Source organism: Sporosarcina sp. SG10008, assembly GCF_044569405.1.
Classification (GTDB): Bacteria; Bacillota; Bacilli; order Bacillales_A; family Planococcaceae; genus Sporosarcina; species Sporosarcina psychrophila.
The window spans coordinates 615849-628256 of record NZ_CP172607.1; the positions used below are offsets into that span (position 1 = coordinate 615849).

Below are 12408 nucleotides of genomic sequence, written 5' to 3' on the forward strand. Positions count from 1 at the left end.
AAACAAAAGGACCTAAAAAGGTCCTTTTGTTTTGAAAAAATTTAGTTGAAGTTCTCTTAAGGGTTAGTTGACCATAAACCAGCAGATTTAACTAGGATCCGCGGGTGCAGTTTCAATTGTGCAACCATTACTTCAGCAAGATCTTCAGGCTGCATCACTTTATCCGGGTTGCCGTCTGTCAAGTTTTCACTGAAAGCCAAATCTGTAGCGACTGTGCTCGGTGTCAATGCGCTGACACGGATATTATGTTTTCTCACTTCAAGCATAAGCGATTCCGTAAGTCCGAGAACACCGAATTTTGATGCACTGTATGCGCTTGTAACTGGTGCTCCTTTTTGACCGGCAGTTGAGGAAATATTAATGATGTCGCCTGATTCTCTTTCAATCATTTCTGGTAGAACAGCTCGTGTGACGTAATAGACGCCCATCAAGTTAACATCGATTATATTTTTGAATTCTTCTGGTGAAAGTTCAAGGAACTTGCCGAATTTACCGATGCCTGCATTGTTAATGAGGATATCGATGGGACCAAGCTCTGATTTGATATGTTCGACTGCAGCAATGACTGATTCATTATCCGACACATCGGCAGTTGCCATCGTCACTTCGACACCGTATTCGCTAAGTTCTTTTGCTACTTTCTCAAGGTTTTCGGCTGTTTTTCCGATAAGTCCTACATTGATGCCTTCTTGAGCAAAAGCAATGGCTGTCGCGCGGCCGATACCTCTGCCTGCACCAGTAATTATAGCGTTTTTACCTTTTATGATTTGCATACATAACACTCCCTCTATGAAAGTTTCTACATAGAGCAGTATAACAAATGCAGCGCGAATTAGTGTCCGCGGCGATTATAAGAAACGTTTTGGAGGAACTGAGGTGTGAAAAAAAGTGGCATCACTAGCAGATGCCAACCGCAAATAGTTACCTACAAACGGTTTTTATCCAAGTTTATACTGCTTTCACAACAAAAATGATTGATATATATGTTGAACAAATGAATACGGCGTATGCGCTTTACAAGGGCTTTTGGGAGGCCACTGAAAAAGTCCCGATACTTAGCACAATTAGAATTCCTGCCAATACCGCTTCGACACTTTGTGGATGCCTCCCGCGATAAGCCAGAAAGAAGACCGCTTTCAGTCTTATCGCTCCGGCTACCACGAAGACGCGCCTGCGCTGGGTGGTCTATGTGAGAAAGAGCTTTTCATTATCTGCGGTGAAATCTGCAATCTGGAGTGCAGATTTTTTGACTATAATTAGTATCAACTATATATGTTGAATTATTGAATCCGGTGTTATTAACTGGCCCCAGATTACGTATTTGAGCCCAGCGCAGGCGCCTAACAGGGGTAGCCGAAGCCCTAAGACCGATGGCGAAGCTACCTGGTTTAGGGCGAAAGGCATCTCCTAAGCGCCGGAGCATTATTCAATGGAATCATTCAATATATCTCCTTCATTCCCCCTTCATTTTCCGGAATATGTCTAAGTTAGCGCCCAAGAAGTTGATTTTATCTTCTCCGAGCACCCCTAGCACACGGCTCTCGGTGTTTGCTCGGACAATTGCATTCACTTCATCTACAGACAATCCACTTGCTTGTGCTACGCGTTTCACTTGGATGTCCGCAGCCTCAATGCTGATATGCGGATCAAGACCCGATCCCGAGGCGTTCATCAAGTCAGCTGGAATTTGCTCACGCTTTACGCCCGGATTAGCATCCAAAAAATTCACGATATCCGCTTCAATTCGTTTTTTTAGTTCAGGATTGGACTGTGCGTAGTTGAATGTCCCCGAACTGACACCGCCGTAAGCTATTTCGCCGTTCGCATTCGGCACGGTATCTTCTTTCGAATAGACATTGTAATTCACCGCAGATACGCGTCCCGAGAAATACATAGGGTCAGTAAACGCCTGCCCCAAATTTTTAGAACCGACAATCTTATCATCCACTTCGATTAGACTGCCATTTGCCTGGTTATTGAATAAAGCTTGAGCTACCCCAGTGACTGCAAATGGATAGATTAAGCCGCATAAAACGAGTAACGAAAACGTGACCAACAGTGCTTGTTTGGTGTATTCGAAAAACCCTCTCATAGTACTCTTCCTCCTATAGACCTATCATACTTAAAATAGGCCCTGTCATTAAATCGAGCAACTTTATACCTATAAAGGGTGCGATGACACCACCAAGCCCGAAATGTAGCAAGTTTCTGTTTAATAATTTCTCAGTGCTCATCGGTTTATAGTGAACACCTTTTAGTGCGATTGGTATTAGTAACGGGATGATGATCGCGTTAAATAGTAAAGCTGAAATTATCGCACTCGTCGGCGAGTTCAACTGCATGACGTTCAGTGCGCCCATCTCAGGGACTGCCACCATTAGCATCGCCGGAATGACTGCGAAATATTTCGCCACGTCGTTTGCGATACTGAATGTCGTTAATGCACCCCTTGTCATCAGCAATTGCTTCCCAATTTCTACAACTTCAATGATTTTCGTTGGGTTCGAGTCCAAGTCGACCATATTCGCGGCTTCCTTCGCCGCGTTTGTCCCGGAGTTCATTGCCAATCCGACGTTTGCCTGAGCAAGTGCTGGTGCATCATTCGTACCGTCACCAGTCATCGCTACAATTTTCCCTAATGCCTGCTCTACTTTGATTAAATTAATTTTATCTTCTGGTTTGCTTTCAGCGACAAAGCTGTCAACACCGGCTTCTTTTGCGATTGTTGCAGCTGTAAGCGGGTTGTCGCCTGTACACATAATCGTTTTAATGCCCATTGCACGCAGCTGTTCAAATCGTTCTTTTAAGCCAGATTTCACGACATCCTTTAGATAAATGACGCCAAGTATTTTATCATTTTCCGTCACGACTAACGGTGTACCGCCAAGTGATGAAACTCGATTCACAAGACCCTCCAAGTCTTGTGGGATAACTTGGCCGGAAGCGATGCTTCTATTTTTCATCGAATCATACGCGCCTTTTCGAATTTTTGGTCCGTTTTTCATATCTAGCCCACTCATGCGTGTCTGAGCTGTAAATGAAATATGATCGCTCGTCTCGGTAATCGTTTTTTCATCGGTATCATCGACGTTTAGTGTTCGCGCAAGTGATAAAATCGATTTCCCTTCAGGCGTGTCGTCTGTTAATGAACTCAACCATGCAGCACGTATCAGTGTTTTACTATCAACGCCTTGTACCGGCGAAAATTCTGATGCCTGACGGTTCCCATAGGTGATGGTTCCGGTTTTATCCAAAATCAATGTATCGACATCGCCACACGCTTCGACAGCTTTTCCTGACATAGCGATAACGTTGAACTGTGTCACGCGGTCCATACCGGCAATACCAATTGCTGATAACAACCCACCGATTGTCGTCGGGATTAAACAGACTATTAACGCAATTAGCGTCGCTATAGGAATATCAACATTTAGATAGGTAGTCATTGGATATAGCGTCACGACAACTAGTAAAAAAATAATCGTTAAACTGACTAATAAGGTGTTTAATGCAATTTCATTCGGTGTTTTTTTACGGCTCGATCCTTCAATAAGGACAATCATTTTATCTAAGAATGATTCACCTGGTAAAGAGGTGATTTCAATTTTTAGCCAATCACTTGTCACAGTGGTACCGCCTGTAACCGATGAAAAGTCACCACCGCGCTCTTTCACTACCGGGGCCGATTCACCGGTGATTGCCGATTCATCGACAGTTGCAATCCCTTCAATCACTTCGCCATCATTCGGGATGATTTCACCAGCCCGAATTAACACAATATCGCCCTTTTTAAGTTCTTCGGCATGTTTCATGACCTGCGTGCCGTCAGCAAGCAACAAACGCGCCTCTGTGCTGGTTTTTGTTTTCTTAAGTGTCTGCACTTGAGCTTTTCCACGACCTTCCGCTATGGCTTCGGCAAAGTTTGCGAATAGGATCGTGACGAGTAAAATCGAAGCGACTATCGCATTATAGAGACGCGCATGTCTATCTCCACCATCGTCCAACATATTCGGGAAAAAAGTTAACACGAGTACAAATATGAACCCAATTTCAACTACGAACATCACAGGGTTTTTTATCATATAGACTGGATTTAATTTCTTAAAGGCCCCTATTAAAGAGCTTTTTATAATATCACGCGTGATAAAACTCTTTTTTGATGCAGTTTCCATTGTTGTCTCTCCTCGTCAAGAACGTATTTGTAAGTGTTCTGTAATTGGACCAAGTGCTAAAGCGGGTAGGAATGTCAATGCACCAATCATCAGTACAATTGCGACAAGCATGAATGTGAACATTGCGTTGTCTGTTTTCAATGTCCCCACCGTTTCACTGTGCCATAATTTAGTAGCAAGTAGTGATGCAATGGTCAGTTGAATAATAATCGTTAAATAGCGGCCAAAGAACATCGCAAGACCCGTCGTCACGTTCCAAAATGTCGAATTATCGGCTAACCCTTCAAAACCGGAACCATTATTCGCCGAGGAAGAGGCATATTCATATAGAACTTGCGATAAGCCATGCGCACCCGGATTTGTGATTCCCGCGATTCCCGCGACGGTCGTAACAGCAATTGCGGAGAAAATCAAAATGATTGCTGGGTGGATTAAAATACAAAGCGCGATTAATTTCATTTCTTTTTCTTCAATTTTCTTACCTAAAAACTGCGGGGTGCGTCCGATCATCAAACAGGCAATGAAAATTGTCAGCATGACATACATCATCATGTTCATCAAACCGACTCCCTTGCCGCCGAAGACAACGTTTAGCATCATGTTAAACATCGCCACCATACCACCAAGCGGCGTTAAGGTATCATGCATATTATTGACGGTTCCGGTCGTGAAGGCCGTCGTCACAACTGTGAACAAAGCAGATTGCGCAACACCAAAGCGCATTTCCTTCCCTTCCATACTGCCAAGATCCTGCGTGATGCCGAGTGAGTCTATAACCGGGTTACCCGCACGTTCAGCCATGTAACAAGTGACCAAGCCGATAAAGAACAGAATACCCATTGCTGCAAAGATGACCATCCCTTGTTTACCGAATAGTACTTTCTTACCCCGGGATGCAACCATCAAGCCGAATGCCACAACACATGCGCCAGGCAACAGCATCATGGATAGTATTTCAACAATGTTTGAAATCACAGTTGGATTTTCAAACGGGGTTGTTGAGTTGGCGCCGTAATAACCGCCTCCGTTTGTGCCGACGTGTTTGATTGATTCGAGCGACGCAACAGGCCCAAGTGCTATATCCTGCATCTTGCCTTCTATTGTCTGTATAGTTTCGTTCGCGTTAAAAGTTTGCGGTGTTCCTTCGAATACTAAAATCATTGCTACGATAAAGGAAAGAGGAAGTAATATACGTGTTGTCACGCGTACAAGGTCCACAAAGAAATTGCCGAGTGTATCTGTTTTCGCCACTAAGCGACGGCAAAATGCCATGCAGGCCGCGTAACCGGTCGCCGCAGATGTAAACATCATGAACGTGATGACAAGCATCTGAGCCAAGTAACTTAACCCTGATTCACCGCTGTAATGCTGCAGATTCGTATTAGTTATAAAAGAAACAATCGTATTGAATGACAACGTCGCTTCCATATTACCAATATCATTCGGGTTGAAAGATAGTACCGACTGAATACGCAATATAACGTAGCCGATGAATACCATAATGGCATTTGAAAGAATGAGCGCCAGCACATATTGTTTGCCAGTCATATCAACCCGCTTGACACCCGCAAATTTGTAGATGACATTATCAATTCGGTCCATTACCGGATCAAGCCATGTTTTTTTCTGCATCGTCACGTGATACAAATAATGACCTATACCAATGACAAGCGGTAAATATACTGATAGTACTAAGGCGATTTGCCACATATCCGTTACCTCCTATTGGCTAATTACTATTTTTCTGGATAAAGCAATGCATGACCTAAATAAACAAACAACGCACTCACAATGCCTATTACTATCCACATCAAAATTCCTCCCTAGTTGTTTACTTGCTTGTAACACCAGACCGTCAAGCCATAAATACTAGCAAAACTTATGATTAGTAAACTAACCATATAAACATCCATCACATCTATCACCCTTTCCATCTATTAGCTATTTCCATCATAATCGTTTTCAAATTAACGTAGTGTTAGAGAAAAACGAATTGTATTAAGGCAGTATTAAGATATCAATCTTAATACTGCCTTAATGGTAGTTGGCGCTATAATAAAAGAGAGGTGAAGACTAATGGAAGACTTACGTCCGAGTCCGGAAGCAATTTTAGCGAAGATTAAACAACAGGAAATGGAGGTAGGGCTAGGCAAGCTAAAACTATTTCTCGGATATGCTGCGGGAGTAGGTAAAACATATGCCATGCTAGACGCCGCTCACAGAGCAAAAAAGCTCGGTATGGATGTGGTCGTCGGTTATGTCGAACCACATGCCCGACCAGAAACAGCAGCCTTACTTAATGGGCTTGAAATAGTACCGCCCAAAAATATAGCTTATAAAGGAAAGACCTTTGAAGAACTTGATATCGACGCGGTTCTTGAACGAAAGCCCGCGATTGTGCTGATTGATGAGCTGGCGCATACAAATGTACCGATGATGCGCCATTTAAAGCGATTTGGCGATGTTGAAGAATTGCTAGCGAAAGGAATCCATGTCTATTCGACCGTCAATATTCAGCATATTGAAAGTCTCCACGATTTGGTTGAAGAGATTACTGGTGTGAACGTACGCGAGCGCATTCCGGATTATTTGATCGACAATGCATCGCAAATCAAGCTTGTCGATATTGAACCGGATGATTTAATTCAACGTTTAATAGAAGGTAAAATTTATAGACCGGCACAGATTGAAAACGCAATGGACCATTTTTTCCGAAAATCGAATCTGGTGGCGCTCCGAGAAATCGCGCTACGACGCACAGCAGACACGATTTATCATCAAACGGCGCATGAGAGCGATTCGCGGTGCAACAACGCGCAGGTGGAAGATCATGTATTGGTGGGTATCAGTGGTTCGCCGACGAACGCAAAAGTTATACGTTCGGCAGCGCGATTGGCACACGCTCTGCATGGCAAATTCACGGCACTTTATGTACAAAGAGATGATATGAATAATGGCGACGAAGCTCAGTCCGAACGGCTGCAACAGCATATTAAACTGACGGAGCAGCTCGGTGGCCATGTAGTCACTGTGCAGGAGGACGATGTGGCAGCGGCGCTTGCCAATTATGCGAGGATGAGCGGTGTGACAAGTCTCGTTATTGGGAGATCCGCGGCGACAAAGCAGTGGTGGCTGCCAAATCCCAAAATCGCAGACCGAATTAATGACTACGTGCCGAATTTGTCGATGCATATTGTAGCAGATCAACAAAACGAACCGATGCGCTTCCCTCGTGTAAGACCACACTTAAAGTTTAATTGGAATGACTTGTTAAAAATGTCAGTCGTGTTTGGCTTGGCATCGGCAATCGGGCTGTTTTTTTCAACGGTCGGTGTAAGTGAAGCGAATATCATCACCATTTATATTTTAGGCGTGTTGGTACTTGCCATGTGGTCAACCAGCTGGGTGGTAAGCATGATTAGTTCGCTAGTGGCGGTACTGTTGTTCAACTTTTTATTCACCGAACCACGATTTACGTTCGAAGCGTATCACCGAGACTACGCGATGACGTTTTTAATCATGTTTGTTTCCGGGTTCATCACAAGTAGTCTGACGCGGAAAGTGAAGGCGCAGGCAATTGGAGCAGTTCGTAAGTCATATCGAACGGAAGTATTACTTGAAACGAATCGGAAATTGCAGCATGCGAAGTCGCTTGAGGAAATCATTAATGAGGGTATGTCACAAATTGTCAAGCTAGTTGAAAAGCCTGTCGAATTTTTTGAAATCGCGAATGAACTAATTGTGAGTTCTGTATTTTCCCCGTCAAATGCCCTAATTAATTCGGAAAACAAAGAGCTCGCAGCACTGTTTGACAATGCGAACGAGCGCGGCGTGGTAACATGGGTTGCAAATAATAAGCATGTGGCAGGCGTGTCAACAGATACCTTCCCTGAAGCGAACGGGTACTATTTACCATTCATCTCGGGCGGCAATGTGAAGGGGGTTATCGGTATCGCACTGACAAAAGAAGCACCATTGCCGGCTTTTGAACGTCATATTTTGCACGCCATCATGAACGATTTTTCATTTGCACTTGATAAATGGTATTTGCAGAAATCGAATGAGGAAGTCACTCGAGAGGCGGAGCTTGAGCAGATGAGAGCAAATCTTTTGCGTGCAATTTCACATGATTTAAGGACACCGCTGACAAGCATTTCAGGTAATGCTGATATATTGTTGATGGGCTCAGAACAACTTAACGACACACAAAAAATCCAGCTATATCGCGATATTTACAGCAACTCGAAATGGCTCGTGCAAATGGTGGAAAATCTGCTCGCTGTATCGAGGCTGGATGATGGGCAACTTGCGATTGAAATACAACTAGAAATTGTGGGAGATATTATGCAGGAAGCACTTTTACATGTGGTGCGCAATGACAATACGCATAGAATTTCTTGCCATGTCGAGCCGGAGTTGTTATTCGCAATGATGGATGCGCGGCTCATCATTCAAGTGATTATTAATATTATCGATAATGCGCTGACATACACACCGGCAGGCAGTGAGATTAGCCTAACTGCGCAGGAAGCAGGTAGTTACGTGCATATCCGCATCATGGATAACGGTCCTGGCATTGATGACAAGCTAAAAGTCCGACTTTTCGAACCGTTTACGACGGGTAAAATTCACCGCAGTGACAGCCGACGGGGTCTCGGACTTGGCTTAGCATTGTGTCAGACAATCTTAAAAGTACATGGTAGCGAACTAACAGTGGCAGACAATGACCCATCAGGCACCATTTTTGGTTTTATGCTTAAAAAAGGAGATATCAATGTCTGTGAATAATCGAATTTTAGTAGTTGAAGATGATGTAGCTATCGCAAACTTGATCAAAATGACATTGACTATGCAGAATTATGATTATGAAATTGCGTCAGATGGTAAAACCGCGTTGCAAAGAGTTCTATCGATGCAACCTGCTGTAATTATTCTAGATCTTGGACTACCGGATATGGATGGCATTGACGTTATCCATAAAGTGCGCAGCTGGTCGCAAACTCCGATTATCGTCGTGAGTGCACGTGGCGAGGATAATGATAAAATATACGCACTCGATGCCGGAGCCGATGATTACGTAACGAAGCCGTTCAGCGTCGATGAGCTACTGGCACGCATTCGCGTAGCGTTTAGGCGGATTTCGAGCGATCGCAATTTGGATAAAGAACAACCCGTGTTCGAGAACGGCGATTTACGAATCGATTATTTAGCGAATACCGTTTTTGTGCGTGGGCAGGAAGTACATTTGACACCGATTGAATATAAGTTGTTGGTAGTATTATCCAAACATGTCGGCAAAGTATTGACGCATAATTTTCTCTTGAAGGAAGTATGGAACCATGTGTTGCAATCCGACGTGCCAAGCCTGCGTGTATTTATGGCGACGCTACGCAAGAAAATTGAAGACAACCCCGCGACTCCAAAATATATCCAGACGCATGTGCGCGTTGGGTATCGGATGTTGCGGTACTAATCCTAATTATATAAGTTGAATTAAAGATTCCCAGACTTCCTAAACGGGGATAGATATAATAAATCCCCGAAAGGAATGATTGATTATGGTTGCTCATAATCAAATTGATGAAGAAAAAAAGCGATGCGATGTGTAAAGGCCGGCGTCATTTCGAACGTTCTCAAGCTATCTATCTTTATTTATCCGGGTATAAAATGAAAGAAATTGCTCGAATTATTGACTGAATCCCTGAAATAATCAGCATTTATGTTTCTACTTATAAAGAAAGTGGTCTTGAAGGACTTGCACTCGGCCATTCTATTGGTAAATCTCCTAAATTATCCAAGGACCCAAATGACATTCTCTTAGAAACTGTGTCGACTCAAGTCCCAACTAATGTATGGTTTACAGCCAGATACAGTTAGACACTTGCGCTTATTGTTGAATTTGTTGAAGGAAAATGGGGGATCTCTCACTCTTTGCATGGAATATCCCGTGTTTTAGAGCAGCTAGGTCATAGCTATACACGTCCGACCTATACACTGGAAAGGCAAATCCCGAAAAACAGAAAGTGTTTGTTGAAGAAACATTTCCCGCACTAAAAAGAGCTTGTAGACGAAGATATTAATCATATCCTTTTCGAAGATGAGTCGATGATCCATGATTATCAGGTGATTCAACGGACCTGGTTCCTAAAAGGCAAAGCAACGGATTATCCCAATGTACGGCCAACACAAAGTGTCAAGCTGATTGGAACATTGGATTATGAAACAGGTGAAATCTTTTGCATCGAAGAAGAAAAGTATTACGTAGTCGTCTTTAAGGAATTTCTAGCTAAAGTTCTAGCGCATTATCCTTCCGGTAAAATCGTTATGATTCTGGACAATGCACGCATTCATCACGCCAAGCATCTGCAAGAATTTTTAGAAGAAAACGTAGACAGACTTGAACTCGTTTTTCTACTTCCCTACAGCCCACAACTTAACTTGATTGAAGGCTTATGAAAATGGCTGAAAGAGTCTGTTATTAATAACATCTTTTTCCCTAACGTTCAAAAGATCACTTTGAAAGTAAGAGAATTTATTCTTGATGTTACAAATGACACGACGAGGTCATTGACCGTCTTTGTGTAAGATTTTAAAGCAGGATTCTTATGTTCAACATATATGAGTTAATTTCATAATTCTCAGCCCATACGTACCAAGGCTTTCTAGACAAAAAAATAGAGGACCTCCCCAAATCCTGAATAATGTAGTCACCACAACAAACATTACAGACTGGAGAGATCCCCATTGTACGACAACATAGCCTGTTTAACATGCATGAACTTTATGACATGGAACCTACCCATCGTTTTAACGCCATTTTTTCAACGATAAATCTTGAATCTGTCTGGACTTTGTTGGAAAAAACACAAGTGTAGGTGCGCCGAGAGAATTAAATTATAGGCCATGGCATATTCGTTAATTGCTCGTGCGGTGGAGCGAATTCCAACGGTGAAGGACCTTGTGAAACGTCTTGGAAATGATCCTTTTTTTCGATATGACTGTGGCTTTCTTCATTGCGATACAGTCCCATCCGAAGTATCTTATTCACGAATGATTGGACTGATTAGTAAATCAGATGCGATGGCACGCGTGCATGATGAACTCCTTCTGCTTGCGATTGATGAAGGATATATTACTGAGGAAAACATCGCAATTGACGCAACTCATTTTGAAGCGCGAGATCGCGCTTGGCCATCGGAAAAGAAAGAAAAACCTGCACCTAAAAAGTTGGGGCGTAAACCGAAAGCAGAACGTGAACACTGGTTAGCGGATAAAGAAGCTAAAGAAGCAGCACGTCCGATTTATGAAAAAGAAATTATTCATCAACTATTCGAATCTGTGGAAACGCTATATACTGAGGCTCCGATTGATCCAAAATGGGGAATTAAGAAAAACAGTGATGGGAAAAACTTTTCATGGTTCGGTTACAAAGCCCACTTAGCTGTCAGCACAAAGAGTCAATATATTCTTGCGGGACTGATGACATCGGGTAATCTGAGCGATGGAAAAGCAGCAATTTCCTTATTAAAAAAGATTGAACAGGACCTTCCAACCTAATTTCACGCTATCCTTTTCGATGCAGGTTATGATTTTAAAGGGGGTTATCAGCAAGCAATAAGTCAAAACTTACAAGCCATCATTCCTTATAATCCTCGCGGTGAAGGAGAAGTAATTGGATACGATATCCACTTCGCGCCAACATGCGTCCTAGAACATTCCTATCATTACGACAGTTTTGATACGACATACAGCACGCTAAAAAATATACCCGCCCAAAAGAATGTGCAACTTGCCCATTACAACACGATTCACTTTATCAAAAGACGTATAAAACCAGGAAGCTTCTGGATATCCGGAAGTATACTTTCCCAGCGAGAGGGTCAAAAAAATGGACTGAACTGTACAAAGAACATACAGCTGTCGAACGTGTCAATGCATATTTAATGGAGTACTTCGGTCTTAATAATGTTCGTCATCGAACCGGAAAGAAAGCGAGACTCCATTTCCAGTTGGTGACGCTTGTTTACAATGCCTCGAAAGTAGTCACGGATCGAATCAGAATGAAATTCAAGAGACAGTTCTTCCAGGTGGCTTAAATATATCAGCATTCAGTTTGAAAAACCTTGAAAATATCAAGGGGCTATCCCACATATTTTTAAAAACGTCAATTATGAAATTGGCTCATATAGCTCTTTTATACTTCCAATGGGAAATTTGAACTCATCATTATGCGCTC

Annotated in this window: 7 protein-coding genes and 2 pseudogenes; 4 read left to right on the forward strand and 5 right to left on the reverse strand. The window is 42.8% G+C overall.

Going from position 1 to position 12408, the window contains the following annotated elements; genetic code table 11:
• Window positions 1-56: 56 nt before the first annotated feature.
• The 5 genes from ACGLYD_RS03145 to ACGLYD_RS03165 form a co-directional block, all read right to left on the reverse strand.
• Window positions 57-773 carry a 3-ketoacyl-ACP reductase gene (locus ACGLYD_RS03145; protein WP_340765670.1) on the reverse strand — a complete coding sequence of 239 codons (717 nt, stop codon included), beginning with the start codon at window positions 771-773 and terminating at the stop codon, window positions 57-59.
• 680 nt (window positions 774-1453) lie between these two features.
• Window positions 1454-2092, reverse strand: a complete 639-nt coding sequence (gene kdpC / locus ACGLYD_RS03150; protein WP_399631294.1) for a K(+)-transporting ATPase subunit C — start codon at window positions 2090-2092, stop codon at window positions 1454-1456.
• Between the two features lie 13 nt (window positions 2093-2105).
• A complete protein-coding gene (kdpB, locus tag ACGLYD_RS03155) occupies window positions 2106-4172 on the reverse strand; it encodes a potassium-transporting ATPase subunit KdpB (RefSeq protein WP_399631296.1) in 2067 nt (688 codons plus the stop codon).
• Window positions 4173-4187: 15 nt separating this feature from the next.
• On the reverse strand, window positions 4188-5882 hold the full coding sequence (kdpA, locus tag ACGLYD_RS03160) for a potassium-transporting ATPase subunit KdpA (protein WP_399631299.1): 1695 nt from the start codon (window positions 5880-5882) through the stop codon (window positions 4188-4190).
• Window positions 5883-5908: 26 nt separating this feature from the next.
• Window positions 5909-5983: a potassium-transporting ATPase subunit F gene (locus tag ACGLYD_RS03165; RefSeq protein ID WP_399633091.1), complete on the reverse strand. Its 75-nt coding sequence runs from the start codon at window positions 5981-5983 to the stop codon at window positions 5909-5911.
• Window positions 5984-6248: 265 nt separating this feature from the next.
• Here ACGLYD_RS03165 and ACGLYD_RS03170 point away from each other — a divergent pair, with 265 nt between their 5' ends.
• The 4 genes and pseudogenes from ACGLYD_RS03170 to ACGLYD_RS03185 all read left to right on the forward strand — a co-directional run bounded on the left by ACGLYD_RS03170 (window position 6249) and on the right by ACGLYD_RS03185 (window position 12268).
• Window positions 6249-8960 carry a DUF4118 domain-containing protein gene (locus tag ACGLYD_RS03170; RefSeq protein ID WP_399631302.1) on the forward strand — a complete coding sequence of 904 codons (2712 nt, stop codon included), beginning with the start codon at window positions 6249-6251 and terminating at the stop codon, window positions 8958-8960.
• Window positions 8953-9645: a response regulator transcription factor gene (locus ACGLYD_RS03175; protein WP_399631305.1), complete on the forward strand. Its 693-nt coding sequence runs from the start codon at window positions 8953-8955 to the stop codon at window positions 9643-9645. The genes ACGLYD_RS03170 and ACGLYD_RS03175 overlap by 8 nt, the downstream gene beginning before the upstream one ends.
• A gap of 107 nt (window positions 9646-9752) precedes the next feature.
• Window positions 9753-10765, forward strand: a pseudogene (locus ACGLYD_RS03180) (IS630 family transposase).
• Between the two features lie 144 nt (window positions 10766-10909).
• A pseudogene (locus ACGLYD_RS03185) lies at window positions 10910-12268 on the forward strand (transposase).
• Window positions 12269-12408: the final 140 nt, after the last annotated feature.

Coding starts and splice junctions, on each gene's coding strand:
- ACGLYD_RS03145 (WP_340765670.1), bottom strand. CDS start 773: ATGCAAATCATAAAAGGTAAAAACGCTATAATTACTGGTGCAGGCAGA.
- kdpC (WP_399631294.1), bottom strand. CDS start 2,092: ATGAGAGGGTTTTTCGAATACACCAAACAAGCACTGTTGGTCACGTTT.
- kdpB (WP_399631296.1), bottom strand. CDS start 4,172: ATGGAAACTGCATCAAAAAAGAGTTTTATCACGCGTGATATTATAAAA.
- kdpA (WP_399631299.1), bottom strand. CDS start 5,882: ATGTGGCAAATCGCCTTAGTACTATCAGTATATTTACCGCTTGTCATT.
- ACGLYD_RS03170 (WP_399631302.1), top strand. CDS start 6,249: ATGGAAGACTTACGTCCGAGTCCGGAAGCAATTTTAGCGAAGATTAAA.